15 protein-coding genes are annotated in these 15,227 nt (G+C 75.1%); 8 read left to right on the forward strand and 7 right to left on the reverse strand.

Annotation, left to right across the window (positions count from 1 at the left end; translation table 11 throughout):
• The first annotated feature begins 278 nt into the window (after positions 1–278).
• Positions 279–1,556, forward strand: coding sequence for an MFS transporter (locus ACIBEA_RS09160; RefSeq protein ID WP_399259528.1), 1,278 nt, complete (start codon positions 279–281; stop codon positions 1,554–1,556).
• A 39-nt stretch (positions 1,557–1,595) separates the two neighbouring features.
• Here ACIBEA_RS09160 and ACIBEA_RS09165 read toward each other — a convergent pair whose 3' ends face one another.
• A complete protein-coding gene (locus ACIBEA_RS09165; protein ID WP_399259208.1) occupies positions 1,596–2,000 on the reverse strand; it encodes a cupin domain-containing protein in 405 nt (134 codons plus the stop codon).
• A gap of 185 nt (positions 2,001–2,185) precedes the next feature.
• On the opposite strand from ACIBEA_RS09165, the gene ACIBEA_RS09170 reads away from it, so the two are divergent.
• Both ACIBEA_RS09170 and ACIBEA_RS09175 read left to right on the forward strand, forming a co-directional pair.
• Positions 2,186–3,109, forward strand: a complete 924-nt coding sequence (locus ACIBEA_RS09170; protein ID WP_399259209.1) for a pseudouridine-5'-phosphate glycosidase — start codon at positions 2,186–2,188, stop codon at positions 3,107–3,109.
• Complete coding sequence (locus tag ACIBEA_RS09175) at positions 3,103–4,032, forward strand: carbohydrate kinase family protein (protein WP_399259529.1); 930 nt, start codon at positions 3,103–3,105, stop codon at positions 4,030–4,032. The genes ACIBEA_RS09170 and ACIBEA_RS09175 overlap by 7 nt, the downstream gene beginning before the upstream one ends.
• Positions 4,033–4,222: 190 nt before the next feature.
• On the opposite strand, the gene ACIBEA_RS09180 is transcribed toward ACIBEA_RS09175, so the two are convergent.
• Positions 4,223–4,870 carry a uridine kinase gene (locus ACIBEA_RS09180; RefSeq protein WP_399259210.1) on the reverse strand — a complete coding sequence of 216 codons (648 nt, stop codon included), beginning with the start codon at positions 4,868–4,870 and terminating at the stop codon, positions 4,223–4,225.
• 92 nt (positions 4,871–4,962) lie between these two features.
• On the opposite strand from ACIBEA_RS09180, the gene ACIBEA_RS09185 reads away from it, so the two are divergent.
• Both ACIBEA_RS09185 and ACIBEA_RS09190 read left to right on the forward strand, forming a co-directional pair.
• Positions 4,963–6,402: a WGR domain-containing protein gene (locus ACIBEA_RS09185; protein WP_399259211.1), complete on the forward strand. Its 1,440-nt coding sequence runs from the start codon at positions 4,963–4,965 to the stop codon at positions 6,400–6,402.
• Between the two features lie 145 nt (positions 6,403–6,547).
• The gene (locus ACIBEA_RS09190) at positions 6,548–7,240 is read left to right on the forward strand and encodes a DUF2293 domain-containing protein (protein ID WP_399259212.1); all 693 of its coding nucleotides are present in this window, start codon (positions 6,548–6,550) and stop codon (positions 7,238–7,240) included.
• Here the strand turns inward: ACIBEA_RS09190 and ACIBEA_RS09195 are convergent.
• A complete protein-coding gene (locus tag ACIBEA_RS09195) occupies positions 7,210–7,884 on the reverse strand; it encodes a chaplin (protein ID WP_399259213.1) in 675 nt (224 codons plus the stop codon). The two genes, ACIBEA_RS09190 and ACIBEA_RS09195, sit on opposite strands and share 31 nt — an antisense overlap.
• Positions 7,885–8,046: 162 nt before the next feature.
• Here ACIBEA_RS09195 and ACIBEA_RS09200 point away from each other — a divergent pair, with 162 nt between their 5' ends.
• Complete coding sequence (locus ACIBEA_RS09200) at positions 8,047–8,589, forward strand: hypothetical protein (protein ID WP_399259214.1); 543 nt, start codon at positions 8,047–8,049, stop codon at positions 8,587–8,589.
• A 13-nt stretch (positions 8,590–8,602) separates the two neighbouring features.
• Here ACIBEA_RS09200 and ACIBEA_RS09205 read toward each other — a convergent pair whose 3' ends face one another.
• Together ACIBEA_RS09205 and ACIBEA_RS09210 are read right to left on the reverse strand one after the other, a co-directional pair.
• Positions 8,603–9,814 (reverse strand): SWIM zinc finger family protein, encoded by a 1,212-nt coding sequence (locus ACIBEA_RS09205; RefSeq protein ID WP_399259215.1) that lies wholly within the window; start codon positions 9,812–9,814, stop codon positions 8,603–8,605.
• A complete protein-coding gene (locus ACIBEA_RS09210) occupies positions 9,811–12,735 on the reverse strand; it encodes a DEAD/DEAH box helicase (protein ID WP_399259216.1) in 2,925 nt (974 codons plus the stop codon). Before ACIBEA_RS09210 ends, ACIBEA_RS09205 begins: the two co-directional genes overlap by 4 nt.
• A 239-nt stretch (positions 12,736–12,974) precedes the next feature.
• Between ACIBEA_RS09210 and ACIBEA_RS09215 the strand changes: the two genes are divergently transcribed.
• Together ACIBEA_RS09215 and ACIBEA_RS09220 are read left to right on the forward strand one after the other, a co-directional pair.
• Positions 12,975–13,601 (forward strand): hypothetical protein, encoded by a 627-nt coding sequence (locus tag ACIBEA_RS09215; protein WP_399259217.1) that lies wholly within the window; start codon positions 12,975–12,977, stop codon positions 13,599–13,601.
• A 71-nt stretch (positions 13,602–13,672) separates the two neighbouring features.
• Positions 13,673–13,930, forward strand: coding sequence for a DUF6343 family protein (locus ACIBEA_RS09220; protein WP_399259530.1), 258 nt, complete (start codon positions 13,673–13,675; stop codon positions 13,928–13,930).
• Between the two features lie 25 nt (positions 13,931–13,955).
• Here ACIBEA_RS09220 and ACIBEA_RS09225 read toward each other — a convergent pair whose 3' ends face one another.
• Positions 13,956–14,327, reverse strand: a complete 372-nt coding sequence (locus ACIBEA_RS09225) for a tetratricopeptide repeat protein (protein WP_399259531.1) — start codon at positions 14,325–14,327, stop codon at positions 13,956–13,958.
• 276 nt (positions 14,328–14,603) lie between these two features.
• Positions 14,604–15,212 (reverse strand): dephospho-CoA kinase, encoded by a 609-nt coding sequence (gene coaE, locus ACIBEA_RS09230; protein ID WP_399259218.1) that lies wholly within the window; start codon positions 15,210–15,212, stop codon positions 14,604–14,606.
• Positions 15,213–15,227: the final 15 nt, after the last annotated feature.

Genomic DNA, 15,227 nt, shown 5'->3' on the forward strand with positions numbered 1-15,227 from the left:
GACCAGCGACGATCCGGTCCGCCCGCGGAGCCGCCACCGGTTCCCCCACGGGGCGGGCGGTGCGACACTGCGCCGGTGACTGCTGCCGCGGCCCAGCCCGCCGTCCCCCGCCCCGCACCGCCCGTCCGCTCCTGTCCGAAGGACCGGAGGTGCACGTCGTGAGCGCCCCGCACGGTACGGACCGCTCGCCCGGATCCGCCGGACCGGACCGTACGGCCCGCACGGCCCCCGCGGCCCGCTCGACCCGCGAGGAGCGGAAGGAGCGCGAGGTCCGGGGGCTGACCGACGCCGACCTGCCCCGGCTGCGCCGGCGCACCTCCGGCGTGCTCATAGCCGCGCAGGTCCTGGGCGGGCTCGGCATACCGATCAGCATCGCGCTGGCCCCCGTACTGGCCACCGAGGTCAGCGGCACCGAGGCCGTGTCCGGACTGGCCTCGACGGCCTCCGTCGTCGGCACCGCCCTGGTCTCGCTGCCGCTCGCGGCCCTGATGACCGCGCGCGGGCGACGGGCGGGGCTGGTCCTGGCCTATGTGATCGGCGCGGTCGGCGGCGGGCTCGTGGTGCTGGCCGCCGTGCTGAAGAACTTCCCGCTGCTGCTGCTCGGCATGGCCGCCTTCGGCGCCGCCTCCTCCGCCAACCTCCAGTGCCGGTTCGCCGCCGCCGACCTGGCGGCCCCCGACCGGCGGGCCCGGGCGATCTCGACGGTCGTGTGGGCCACGACCATCGGCGCGGTGCTGGGACCCAATCTCTCGGCCCCGGCCAGCCGGAGCTTCGCGGGGACGTCCATACCCGACAAGGCGGGCCCGTTCCTGTGGGCCGCCGGGATCTTCCTGCTCACCGCACTGCTGATCGGCGTGCTGCTGCGGCCGGATCCGCTGCTGGCCGCGCGCGCACTGGCCGGCCCGGCCGAGCAGACGGCCGCGGGCCGCTCGCTGCGGGCCGCCTTCGCCGCCGTACGGGCCTCCCCCCGGGCCCGGTTGGCTCTGGTGACGGTCGCCGTGACCCACACCGCCATGGTCTCGATCATGGTGATGACCCCGGTGGACCTCGGGCACCACGGCGCCGACCTCCAACTGATCGGGCTGGTGATCAGCGGCCACATCGCCGGAATGTTCGCCTTCTCCCCGGTGATGGGCTGGCTGGCGGACCGGCTCGGCAGACTGTCGGTGATCGGCCTGGCGGCAGGGCTGCTCTCGATCGCCGCCCTGCTCGCGGGCACCGCCGGGGCGAACCACGCGCAGACCGCGGCGGGCCTGTTCCTGCTGGGGCTGGGGTGGTCGGCCGGGCTGGTCTCCGGTTCCGCGCTGCTGACGGACTCGGTGCCACAGGCCGCGCGGGCCGCGGTACAGGGCCTGTCCGACCTGACCATGAACACCTGCGCGGGCGTCGGCGGCGCCGTGTCCGGGCTGATCGTCTCCCAGGCGGGCTACGGCTGGCTCAACGCCGTCGGGGCGGCGCTGCTGCTGCCGATGGCCGGGCTCGCGCTCTTCACGGCGCGCCGCCACCCCGCGCCCGTCGAGGGCGCCGGGGCGGATGCGGGAGCCGTCGCGGACTGACGGGCGCGGAGGCTGGTCAGGGGTCTCGCCAGCGGCTCGTCAGAGGCTGATGTGGTAGGCCTTGCGCAGCGTCTCGTGCACGGTCCAGGTGGTCTTGTCGCCCTCCCGGAGCACGCAGGCGGTGCCGGGGCCGACCTCCAGTCGCCCGCCGCCCTCGATCTCGATGGTGGCCCGGCCGCTGACGACGACGAACAGCTCGTTCGCCTCGGTGTCGGTGACCACTCCGGGGGTGATCTGCCAGATCCCGCGCAGTTGCTTGCCGTCGGCGGACTCCCACAGCACCTTGCCCGTCACCACGGGGTCGCCGGAGACGATCTGTCCCGGGTCGAGCTCCTCGGTCTCCAGCTCGGCGTCCGGTACGTCGGGCACGGACACGGCGAAGGAGGCGGGACCTGTATCGGGGGCCGCGGGGGCGGACGGGGCGGCGGGGTCTTCGGTGCTCATGGCGCGAAACACTAGCCCGGCGGGACGGCCGCGCGCGGTGGCCAGGTCGTCCAGGATCGGCGGGGCGCACGAGTCACCCTGTCCAGGGCGCGGGCCCGGATCACGGGCCGACGCACCCCGCGCATCTCGGACAGTTGGGCCGGGGGCGCGTTTGGGGGCGCGGATCCCGTGCCATGGATGGGGACATGTCACAGCACACAGCGGTTCCCGTCCTGTCGGAAGAGGTGCGCGACGCGCTGGCGGAGCAGCGACCGGTCGTCGCCCTCGAATCGACGATCCTCGCGCACGGCCTGCCCCGACCCCGCAATCTCCAGGTGGGCCTGGAGCTGGAGGCGATCGTCCGCTCGGAGGGAGCGGTTCCGGCGACCGTCGCGGTGCTCGACGGGGTGCCGTACGCCGGGCTCGACAAGGCACAGCTGGAGCGGATCGCCAACGGCGACGGCGTGCGCAAGTTGGGGCACCGGGACCTGCCCCCGGCCATGGCGGCCGGCGCCACCGGGGCCACCACGGTGTCGGCGACGGCGTTCCTGGCCGCGCGGGCCGGGCTGCGCGTCTTCGCCACCGGCGGGCTGGGCGGCGTACACCGCGACTGGGCGCGGGCGCAGGACGAGTCGGCCGACCTGTCGCTGCTCGCCCGGACCCGGATCACGGTGGTCTGCGCGGGGGTGAAGTCGATCCTGGACGTGCCGGCCACGCTCCAACGGCTGGAGACGCTCGGGGTGGGGGTGCTGGGCTTCGGGACGGAACGGTTCCCCGGCTTCTACCTGAGCAGTTCCGGCGAGCCCGTCGACTGGACGGTGCACCGGCCGGAGGAGGTGGCCGGGGTGATGGCCGCTCAGGACGCCCTGGGCGGGCCCGGGTCCGCGCTGCTGGTCGCCAACCCGGTCCCCGAGGTCGACCAGCTCGATCCGGACCTGCACGACCGGGTACTGGCCCGGGCCCTCGCGGAGTGCCGGGAACGCGGCGTCACGGGGCAGGCGGTGACCCCGTTCCTCCTCGACTTCCTGGTCCGCGCGACCGGCGGGGCCTCGCTGGAGGCGAACCTGGCGGCGGTGCGCGGCAACGTGCGCCTGGGTGCGCGGATCGCGGCGGCGTGGGCGGCCTGGTGACCGGGCCGGGGGGCGGGCCGGCCGCGGAGTTCGCCGGCAGTCTGCTGGTCGTCGGGGACGTGGTCACGGACGTGGTGGCCGTGCACCTGGAGCCGCTCGCTCCGGCCACCGACACACCGGCCCGGATCCGTACGATGCCCGGCGGCGCCGGGGCCAACGCGGCCTGCTGGGCGGCCCACCAGGGAGCCGCCGACGTCGCGCTGCTCGCGCGGGTGGGCGCGGAGTCGGCGCAGTGGCACGAACGCGCCCTGCTGGCCGCCGGGGTGCGGCCGCTTCTGGTGGTCGACCCGGTGGAGCCCACCGGGACGGTGGTGGCGCTGGTCGGCAAGGACGCGGAACGGACCTTCCTGACCGACAGCGGGGCCGTGCTCCGCCTCTCCCGGGCCGACTGGACCCCGGACCTGCTGGACGGGGTGGCCCATCTGCACCTGTCCGGCTACCTGTTCTTCGGGGACACCAGCCGCGAGCTGGCCCGCCTGGCACTGCGCTCGGCGCGGGAGCGCGGGATCGCGGTGAGCGTGGACCCCGCATCGGCCGGGTTCCTGGCCGCGCTGGGGGTGGACCGCTTCCTCGACGCCGTCGCGGGGGCCGGCGCACTGCTGCCCAACGAGGACGAGGCGCGGCTGCTGGCCGGTCTGCCCGGGCCTGCCCCTTCGGCCCGGGCGGCGGCGGAGTTGAGCCTGCGGGTGCCGCTGGTCGTGGTGACCCGGGGGGCGGCCGGGGCGCTGGTCGCCGAGGGCGGCCGGGTGACCGCGGAGGTCACCGCGGAGCCCGCCCTGGCGGTGGATTCCACAGGCGCGGGCGACGCCTTCACCGGCGGCTTCCTGGCGGCCCGACTGGCGGGCGCGGACCCGGTGGAAGCGGCGCGGGCCGGCTGCCGCGCGGGAGCGGTGGCGGTGACCCGCCTGGGCGGAAGACCATAGCCCGCCCCGTCCACCTCCCCCGGCCAGCGGGCGCGGACCTCCCGGGGCCGAACCCCTCCAGCCCCGCCGGCAATTGGGGCGCCCCCGGAGAACACGCCGAGGACCGGCCGAACCCAACCAGCCCCGCCGGCGATTGAGGCGCCCCCGGAGGGCACGTCGGGGACCGACGGGATCCGCAGGCCCCCAAGGGTCAGTGCGGGACGCCGGTCCAGGCCGGGTGCCTGGGGTCGTCGGCGCGGACCAGGACGTCGGCCGCCGACCCGGGATCCGTTTCGGCGTCGTAGCGCGCGAAGGCCGGCACGGTCCAGCGTTCGTCCTCGGCCGTACGCCGCGCCAGGGCCCCGGCGGAGAGCCGGACGTGGACGCTGAGGTCGAACGGGAACCAATGCCCCATCAGGAACGGTCCGTGCAGGATCACCACCCCACCCGCCGGCAGCGCCACGTACGGGCTCCGGGTCGCCCGGTCCGTGACCGGATCCCACAGATCCGGGAGCACCCGGCCGGTCCCGCCGGGATCCAACGGCCCGATGACCTCGCGCCAGAGCGCGGCCGTGTCGTACCAGCCGCCGAGGTACGCGTCGACGTCCCGCCGGCCGTACTCGAAGCGCAGCGAGGCCGGCCGCAGGAAGCCACCGGTGGGCACGACGAGGACCGAACGGCCGCGCCGGCGCAGGGCGTCCGCGAGCCGGTCGGCGAGCACGTCCGTACCGGCGGCGGGCGCACCGTCCACGGCCACCCGTAGCCAGGGCGCACCGCCGCCCGGGTCCTGCGGGGCGCCGTCGAGATGGCCCGCGAGCCGCTCGGCCATCCCCTCCCATGTGATCGCTTCCAGCTGCACGGTCCCATTGTCAGTCCTCACCCGTAGCGTTTCTCATCAAGGGATCACCGACGCGAAAGAGCCGTCGGCCCGACCTTGGGGAGGGGTCTGTCATGGCTCGCGAGACGACGTACCTGGAGCTGTCGCAAGAGGGTGGCGGCGCGCACAAGTTCTATGAGGTGACCGTGGACGGCACGGCCGTCTCGGTGCGTTACGGCCGGATCGGAGCCGACGGGCAGCTGCAGAACTCCTCCTTCCCGACCATCGAGAAGGCGCGGGCGGCCGCCGCGAAGAAGGTCGGGGAGAAGGTCCGCAAGGGGTACGCACCGGCCGTACAGGGGCAGCGGACGGCGCGCGCCGTCTCCCGCCGCGAGGTGACCTCGGCACCGTCGACCGCGCGGGCGGTGGCGCCGGTGCTGTGGCGGTTCCGCACCGGGGCCTCGGCCTTCGGGATCCGCGTGGACGAGGACCGGTGCTGGGTCGGCAACCAGGCGGGCGACGTCTACACGCTGAGCCACGGCGGCGAGGTACTGGCCCGCTATTCGCTGCCGGACGGGGTCAAGTGCCTGGTGGCGGACGAGTTCTGGATCTATGCGGGCTGCGACGACGGCACGGTCTACGACCTGTCGTCGAAGGTCCCCTTCGGGGCCTACGACATCGCGGCGGACGTGGACATCTTCTGGCTGGACATCCGCGAGGGCGTGCTCACCGTCTCCGACCGCAACGGCGGTCTGACGGTCATCGACCACGAGGACGAGTTCCAGTGGTCGCGCAAGTCCGCCGGCTCCAACGGGTGGATGGTCCGGGCGGACGGGGACGCGGTCTACCACGGACACTCCTCGGGCGTGACGGCGTACGCCCAGGACGGTTCCGGGGAGTTGTGGCACGCGCCGACCAAGGGCCAGGTGCTCTTCGGCTGGCAGGAGGACCACGCGGTGTACGCGGGGACCTCCCGCTACACCGTGGAGCGGATCGCGAAGGCGACCGGGGCCGTCGAGGCCACCTACCGGTGCGACGGTTCGGTGTACTCGTGCGCGACCTCCCCCGACGGCCGGCACGTCTTCGCGGGTGACTCCTCCTCGTCGGTGTACTGCTTCGACGCCGATGGGCAGCGGCTGTGGAAGCTGGGTACGGGCAGCGGCTCCGCGCTGTCGATGCAGTACCTGGACGAGCGGCTGTACCTGGTGACCACCGACGGCTCGTTGGTGTGCGTGGACGCGAGCGAGGCGGCCATCGCGGCGGCCCAGCAGGGCTCGGTGCCGACCGCGATGGACGTGAAGTCGGCCGCGGCGCTGCCCGTGTTCACCCCGGCGGCCTCGGCCGCCGCGGTGGCGACGGTGACGGTCGCGCCCGCGGGCGGCGTGGTGGTCGAGTGCGTCCAGCAGGGCGGTCGGACACGGGTGCAGGTGGTCTCGGGCGGCTTCGAGACGTCGTGGAACGTGCAGTTCCCGCGGGGCATCCGGGAGGCGGGGGCCCGGTACGTGGTGGACGGGCTGCATCCGGCCCCGGGAGGGTTCTACCGCGTGCGCGGGGAGATCCGCCGCCTGGTGTGAGCGCGGGCGCGCGGAGCGGTCCGGGGTGGGGGCCTCGGACCGCTCCGGGGGGGGGAACGCGGGGGGGCTCGGGAGGGAGCTTCAAGGGGACAACTGCCGGGCGCTCCCAGGTGATAGGGGGCCGCTGCGGCGGTATCACACCTGTATGGACCTCGTCGTCTTCGAGTCGCTCAAGCGGATCAGCTGCGCGGAGTGCGGGAACGGCCCGCTCCCGCACCTCGTCCGCCCGTCCGGTGTTCCCCGCTGCCTGGACTGCGCCGACCTCGGACACCTCGTCTACCTGCCGCGCGGGGACGCCGCCCTCACCCGCCGGGCGCGGACGGGTAGTTCGCTGTGCGCGGTGGTGGTCCGCTTCAACAAGCGCCATCGCCGCCACGAGCGCCAGGGCCTGCTGGTCGAGGAGCCGGCGCTCGCCCGGGCCGAGGCCGCCTGCCTCGCGGACGCCGAGGCGCGGGCCCGGCGCCGGGCCCGCGACCGGCTGCGCCGGGCCGCCGAGGACACCCGGTTCACCGCGCTCTTCGCCGCCGAGATAGCGCGGCTGTTCCCCGGGTGCCCGCCGGAGCGCGCCCTGGCGATCGCGGCGCACGCCTCGCTACGGGGCAGCGGGCGGGTCGGCCGCAGCGCGGCGGGCCGGGCCCTGTCCGAGCAGGCCGTCTCGGTGGCGGTCCGCGCGGCGATCCGGCACGAGGACACGGAGTACGACGCCCTGCTGATGGCGGGCGTCCAGCGGTTCGAGGCCCGCGCCCGGCTCGCCCCGCGGATCGAGGCGGTCCTCGCCTCCTGGCGGTCCGGCCCGGCGCAGGCCGCTCAGCTGGTGCGGGAGCGGGAGCGGCGGTAGAGCAGGGCCCCGCCGAGGAGCAGTGCGGCGCTGCCCGGGATCAGGTAGTCGAGCCCGTCGGCGCCGGTGTGGGCCAGCGCGGGACCCGTCACCCGGGGCGGCGCGGGCGGGGTGACCGGACGCACCACCGCGGGCGGCTGCACGGGCTTGCCGACGGTGGGCGGAACTCCGTTGACCGAGGTGTTGCCCGCGGCGGAGTTGCCGGCGCCGACGACGCTCACCGCATTGCCGCTGATGTTCACCGGGAGATCGATCGGCAGCTGGATCCCGTTGCCGGACAGCAGGCCAGGCGAATCCTTTCCGCGCCCTTCCGCGAGCGCTCCGACGCCGCCGGCCGCTCCCCCGCCGTGCCCGGCACCCTGCCGGGAGGGGCCCGTCGCGGACGACGGGCCCGACGGATGCGAGGGGCGCGGATCCGGATGTTCGCCGGGACCCGCGTTGGCACACCGGTTCCCCGCGGCGGAGTTGAGCAGGCCCACCACGCTCACGGTGTTGCCGCACACGTTCACCGGCGCGTGCACCGGCAGCTGCACCACGTTCCCCGAGAGCAGCCCCGGCGAGCGCTGCGCCGAACCGCCCGCGTCCGCATCGGCGTGGGCGAGGCCCCCCACACTCGCGGCGGCCAGGCCACCTCCCGCAACCACCGCCGCGATCAAGCCATTTCGACGACTGCTTCGCATCAGTGTCCCTACCTTCCGGAGGAGTTCGCGGGTGTGCACCCGCATCCGGAACAACGCCCTGAACCCGTTCGGGTTATAGCGCCGGTAGGCATTTCACTCCATCGTGTACTGGGTAGTGCGTACTTCATGATGGACAGACCACTGCTGCTCCTCGATGTGGACGGCCCGCTCAACCCGTTCCGGTCGCGCCTCGCAGGGCTGCACGGATACACCACGCACCGGATGCACCCGGCCCTCTGGATGGCCCGCCGCGCCCCGGATTCGCCGAGCGCGCGCCGGGGCCTGCGGGTCCGCCTGCATCCCACGCACGGCCCGCGCCTCCAGGCCCTGCCCTTCGAACTGGCCTGGGCCACCACCTGGATGCACCAGGCCAACACGATGATCTCCCCGCACATCGGGCTGCCCGGCGACCTTCCCGTCATCGAGTGGCCGGAACTCTTCGCCCACGACCCGGACGGCCTCTACTGGAAGACCCGGCCGCTCCTGGAGTGGGCCGCCGGACGCCCCTTCGCCTGGGTCGACGACATGATCACCGCCAAGGACCGCGCCTGGGCCCGCGCGCACCACCCGGCGCCGTCCCTCCTCCTGCGCATCCGCCCCCGTCACGGCCTGCGCGCACGCGACTTCACCACCCTCACCCGCTGGGCGGCCTCCTTGCCGGGGACCTGAGCCGGGGGCCGGGTCAGCGGAGGGTGGCGAGCGCCGTGAGCGGGTCGGGGGACGGCGGCCCGCAGGGCCACCAGTCCTCCTCGTCCGGTTCGGACTCGTAGGCGTACCAGAGGCCGTCGCGACCGAGCCGGAGCTGGGAGGTGCGCCCGCTGAGGCGGTTGCGGTGGGGCCGGAAGGGACCCCGCCCCGCGGCCGACAACGCCGGGCGGGCCCGGTCGAAGGGGCCCGCCGGCGGGTCCCACTCCTCCTCCAGCACCAGCAGCCCCGCCGAGCCGCCCTGGCGCCAGGCCGACACCGCGCGGGCCAGCTCGCCCGGTGAGCGCCCGGTGGCGGCGGCCAGATCGCGGTACAGGGCGCGGGTGGAAGCGGCCAGGCCCGAGGTCGGCGGCTGCGCGGTGGCGAGGCGGACCGCGTCCTGCCAGAGCGTGAGGCCGGCGATCGGGTCCTCGCCGGTGGCGAGGAGGGCGTGGGCGCGCGCCGCGGCATCGGAGGCGAGCTGGTCCAGGGCCAGCGGATCCGGGGCGCCCCGCTCGTCCGGGTAGGCGGGGGCGGCGCCGACGGTCGGTGCGTCGAGCGGGGCGGGCAGCGGCGCCCGGGTGGTGTGGTGCACGGCCGTGCGCGCCGGGACGCCGGGGAAGTCGACTTCGGCCACGGGCCGTTCACGGGCGGCGTGCGCGGCATTGCGGCGGGCCAGCTCGTCGAGGAGGTCCCGCTCGCCCCGGCCGCGCAGCAGCATCAGGACGAACGGGTCCTCATCGAGCAACCGGGCCGCGCGGTAGCAGAGCGCGGCGGCGTGCTTGCACGGCGGACGCCCGACGTCCGGGCAGGAGCACTGCGGCACGAGGTCCCCGGCGCCCGGCAACAACCGGTCGGCCAGGGCCTGCGGAACCTCGCGCTCCAACAGCGCGGCCAGAGCCGCCGGCTGGGCGGCCGTGTCCTCCAGCAGCTCGTCCCACTCCTCCTCGGTGAAGACGGTCAGGGCCAGCTCCGTGCGGTACGGCCGGGCCCGGCTGCCCCGCACGTACGCCACGATCCGCCCGGGGGTGACCGTCACCGCGTCGACGTGCCCGTCCTGCGCATACGCCCGCCCGCGCCCCAGGCGCGCCGCGTCACCGGAGCGCTCCTCCAGTGCGGCCACCCAGGCCCGCCCCCACCAGCTGGCGGCCCCGGCCCCGGCGGGCAGCGATTCGAAGGTGCGGCGCAGGTCGTCGCGCGCGGTGATCACGAGCGCCTGCGCAGGGAGACGAGGTCGGCGAGCTCGCGGTCGGTGAGCTCGGTCAGCGCGGTCTCGCCCGATCCGAGGACCGCCTCGGCCAGGGCCCGCTTGGCCTCCAGCATCTCGGCGATGCGGTCCTCGACGGTGCCTTCGGCGATGATCCGGTGGACCTGGACGGGCTGGGTCTGGCCGATGCGGTAGGCGCGGTCGGTGGCCTGTTCCTCGACGGCGGGGTTCCACCAGCGGTCGTAGTGGACGACGTGTCCGGCGCGGGTGAGGTTGAGGCCGGTGCCCGCGGCCTTGAGCGACAGCAGGAACACCGGGACCTCGCCGTCCTGGAAGCGGTCCACGAGCTCCTCGCGGCGGGCCACCGGAGTCCCGCCGTGCAGCAGTTGGGCCGGGATCCCGCGGGCCGCCAGATGCCGCTCCAGGATCCGGGCCATCGTCACGTACTGGGTGAAGACCAGCACCGAACCGCCCTCGGACACGATCGTGTCCAACAGCTCGTCCAAGAGGGCGAGTTTGCCGGAACGGTGCGCGATCCGGGGCCGCTCCTCCTTGAGGTACTGCGCCGGGTGGTTGCAGATCTGCTTGAGCGAGGCCAGCAGTTTCATGATCATGCCGCGGCGTTCGATGCCTTCGCTCGCCTCGATCACGGCCATCGCCTCGTCCACCGCGGCCTGGTAGAGGGAGGCCTGTTCCCGGGTCAGCGAGACGGGGTGGTCGGTCTCCGTCTTGGGCGGCAGCTCGGGCGCGATCCCCGGGTCCGACTTCTTGCGGCGCAGCAGGAACGGCCGTACCAGCGCGGCCAGTCGGGCCACCGCGGCCTCATTGCCGCCGTCCTCCTCCTGCTGGTGCTCCACGGGCCGGGCGTGGCGGGCCCGGAAGGCGGTCAGCGGGCCGAGCAGACCGGGAGTGGTCCAGTCGAGGAGGGCCCACAGCTCGGAGAGGTTGTTCTCGACGGGGGTGCCCGTCAGCGCCACCCGGGCCGGTGCGCCGATGGTGCGCAGCGCCCGCGCGGTCGCCGAATGCGGGTTCTTGATGTGCTGCGCCTCGTCGGCGACGACCATCCCCCACTCCTGACCGGCCAGCCGGGAGGCGCTCGCCCGCATCGTCCCGTAGGTGGTGAGGACGAAACCGCCGGACAGGCCCTCCAGGCTGCGCCCCGCCCCGTGGAAGCGGCGCACCGCCACCCCGGGGGCGAACCGCTCGATCTCGCGCTGCCAGTTGCCGAGCAGGGACGCGGGACAGATCACCAGGGTCGGCTCGGGGCGGGCCCGGTGCAGGTGGAGGGCGATCAGCGTGACGGTCTTGCCCAGCCCCATGTCGTCGGCGAGGCAGCCGCCGAGGCCGAGCGAGGTCATCAGGTCGAGCCAGGCCAGGCCGCGCGCCTGGTAGTCGCGCAGGGTGGCCCGCAGCCCGGGCGGCTGCGGCAGCGGCGTCAGCTCCCCGGTCAGCCGGTCGCGCAGGGCGGCCAGCGAACCCACCGCGACCGCCGGCACGGGCTCCCCCTCGACCTCGGCCTCGCCGGTCAGTACGGCCGCCAGCGCGTCCACCGGATCCAGCAGCCCCAGCTCCCGCTTGCGGGCCTTGCGGACCAGGTCCGGATCGACCCGCACCCACTGGTCTCGCAGCCGCACCACCGGACGGTGGGCCTGCGCGAGGGCGTCCATCTCGCCGGGGGTCAGCCGGTCCCCGCCCAGCGCGAGCTCCCAGGAGAAGGCGAAGAGCCCGGCCGCGTCGAAGAAGGCGGTCCCGTCGGTGGCCGAACCGGGCGCGGTCGACCGTACGACGGCACTCGCGCTCAGCGTCCGGGCCAGGTCCCGGGGCCAGTGCACGCCGACCCCGGCCGCGGCGAGCCGGGTCGCGGCGACGCCCAGGAGGTCCTCCAGCTCGGGGTCCGACAGGGCCAGCGCCTCGGGCACGGGCTGCTCCAGCAGCCGCAACAGCGGCGGCCACACCCGGCCGGCCCGGCGCAGCGCGAGCACCGCGTCGACCCGGGCCCGCGGGCCGAACCGGTCGGTGGCCGTACCCGCCCACAGCGCGCCCGCGTCGGCGACCAGCGTCGGATCGGCCAGGCTGTGCACCTGGACCACGGCCGCACCCGCCCGGCGCACCTCGGCGGCGTCCTGCCGGGCGTCCCGCCCGGTGTCCCGCCCGGTCTCCTCCTCGGTGTCGAAGAGCCGGTACGAGGAGAGGTCGAGCCGTAGCGAGATCCCCACCCCCGCGTCCGCCCCGGCGGCGACCTGCGCCGCCCACTCCCGCAGGCCCGGCACCTGCTGCGGTTCGACCGAGGCGAAGGGGCGCCCGGCGGCGACCGGCGCGGCCGGTGTGCGCGGCAGGGTGTCGGCGACGGCGTCGAGGAAGGCGCGGACCAGGGCCTCCGGTTCGGGCAGGAGCAGCGGGCGGCGCCCGGGCAGCGGCGCGGCGTGCCCCTCGTACGGCAGGGCGGCCGCGACCGCGCGGAGGTAGGCGATGTCCTCGCCGTCCAGGGGGCCGACGCGCCAGGCGTCGACGCCCTCCGGGGTCAGGCCGGGGAGCAGCCGGCCCCGCGCGACGAGCGCGAGGGCCTGGCGGGCGGCGGTGCCCCAGGCCCGGGTGGCCGGGTGGGCGGCGGGGCGGTGCGGGGCGGCGACGAGCAACGGGAGCGCGGCGGCGAGCGGGAGGACGAGCGAGGGCACGGTCCGGGTCCGCAGGGAGTTGCCCGCGGGATGCACCGTGCCCAGCGCTTCGCGGACCAGGTCCGGCAGGCCGGGAAGCTCCGCGGGATCGGGCAGCTCCTCGCCGGCCGGCGACCAGAAGGCGATCCGGCTCCGGCGCGGAACGGCGTCCGGCAGGAACAGGGCGGCATGGCGCAACAGGGCGGCGGGCGGCCCGGGCACGGTCCGGTCCGCCCGCCGGAGCCGCTGCTCCGATTGCGCCTGCGCCATCGCCTTCCCCCCTCCCGGACTCGTCACCACGGATGCACCACGAATGTCACCACACATACCACTGCCAACGAGTCTAGGTGCGACCACTGACAATGCCGCTGACCTGGGGTGTTGACCTTCGCATTACCAGGGCCCGACCGGGGTATGGCTGTCCCGACGGCCCGCTCTGCACGGGCCCGGCGACCAAGACCGTCCCGTTCCACCGCCCTACCGACCCACCGACCTCGGGGAGTCCGCCCATGTTCCGACGCGCCACCGCCACCGCCTCGGCCACCGTCCTCGCCGCCGCAGCCGCGGCCGCGCTCGCGCTCACCGCGTCCGCCCCGGCCGTCGCCGCCCCGGCCGCCACCGCACCCGGCTTCCTCGCCGGTACCGATCTGCCACCGCACCCCAGTTCCCCCTGGACCCAGGGCAAGGTCACCAAGGGGCTCCCGGAGTCCGCACCCTTCTGCCTGGACGGCGCGCTGCCCGCCGCGGGCAGCTGGCACCGCGCCTTCGGCACGGACCTCGACACCAGCGCGGTCCAGGTCTCCGTGCGCACCGCCTCCGACGCGGCGGCCAAGAAGCTGGCGACCGCCTTGGAGCGGAAGGTGGCCGCCTGCGCGGCCGACTGGCTGCGCGCGACCCCGGGCGGGACGGCCTCCTGGCAGGACTACGGCCCGATCCGGGTCGAGGAGGGGGCGCACGTGTACGGCGTGCACACCTCGATCCCCGATTCCGAGCCCGGCGTCCACCTCTACGGCATCGGGCGCGACGGATCCACGGTGACCGTCGTGAAGTGGGGCCAGATGGGGGTGCTGGCCGACGCTCCCGTGACCGCCTTCAAGAAGACGACCACCACCGCCGTGCACAAGCTGAACCCCTGACGCACCGCGCGTGGGACCATGGACGGACAGGGAAAGACGGCCGGTCGGGCGACGGATCCGAGGCGATGGCCATGCGTACCGGGAACGAACCGGTGACCGCGCGCAGCCCGCTGCGACTGCGGTTCTGGCTCAGCGTGTGGGGCCTGCTCTGGGCCGCTGCAGGCACGGCCGCCTTCGTGGCCGCCGGGCAGCCGGCCTGGGCCGCGTTCTGCGGCGCGTTCCTGCTCCTGGTGAGCGTGGACATGGCGATGATCGTGCGCCACATCCACCAGGGTCCGCACTACCAGCCGGGGCGCGACGTCCCACCGTACGAGCCTCCGCACCGCTGAAACACGCACATCCGTCGGACACCCCCTAGTCCTCGAAGGCCGCGGCCCGGAGGTACTCCGGCTGCGGGTCCAGGGCCGCGGCGAGCCGGAAGTGCCTGCGGGCGCGCTCCGGCCGGCCGGCCCGTTGGTGCGTGCGGGCCAGCGCGAAGTGGGCGAAGGCGTTGTCCGGCTCCCGCTCCAGGACCAGCTCGAACTCCAGGGCCGCCGGTCTCAGTTGGGCGGCGGCGAAGAAGGCGCGGGCGCGCAGCAGTCGGGCGGCGGTGTTCTCCGGATGGGCGGCTATCACCGAGTCCAGCAGTTTCACCGCGCCTCTCGGGTCCCGGGCCGCGAGCAGCTGCTCGGCGGCCCGGAAGTCGATGACGTGGGTCTCCGGGCTGCCGGACCCCGCACCGGCCACCGGCTCCCGCCCGGACTCGGACTCGGACCCGGGCTCCGGTACGGACGCGGACGGTGGCGTGGTGTCGGACACGATGGGATTCCTTCCCTCTCCGGAGGCCTTCAACGCGCCACGGACCCAAGGTCGTTGCGCCACGGACCCGAGGCCGGTCGCGTCACGGGCCCGAGGCCGTTGCGCCGCGGGCCCGAAGTCGTCGCGCCACGGACCCGAAGTCGTCGCGCCACGGACCCGAGATCATTCGCCGGCGCCGCCCGGGACCGGCCTTCGCGCCGCCGTTCAGTCCCGGGGAGCGGCCGCGCGCGCGGTGAGTTCCTCCCACACCTTGCGCACCTGCGGCTCCAGCGCCGCCAGCGGCCCGTCGTTGTCGATGACGAGCGTCGCCACGGCCAGCCGCTGCTCCCTGGTCGCCTGCGCCGCCATCCGGGCCCGCGCCTCGCCCTCGTCCATGCCGCGCAGTGCGGTCAGCCGGGCCAGCTGGGTCCCCGGCGCCGCGTCCACGACGACGACCAGGTCGTACAGCGGGGCCAGGCCGTTCTCGGTGAGGAGCGGTACGTCGTGCACGACGATCGCGTCGGGGCCCGCGGCCGCTTCCAGCTCGGCCGAGCGCGCGCCCACCAGCGGGTGCACGATCGCGTTCAGGGTGCCCAGGAGTTCCCGGTCGGCGAAGACGATCGAGCCGAGCTTCGGCCGGTCGAGGCCGCCGTCGGGAGCCAGTACCGACTCCCCGAAGGCCGCCACCACCGCCGCGAGCCCGGGCGAGCCCGGTTCCACGACCTCTCGCGCGATCCGGTCGGCATCCACGATCACCGCCCCGTACCCCGCCAGCAGTCGTGAGACCGCGCTCTTGCCGGCACCGATTCCGCCCGTCAGGCCCACCTTCAGCATGGCCCGCAGCCTACT

This window comes from Streptomyces sp. NPDC051555 (assembly GCF_044454405.1).
Lineage (GTDB): Bacteria > Actinomycetota > Actinomycetes > Streptomycetales > Streptomycetaceae > Streptomyces.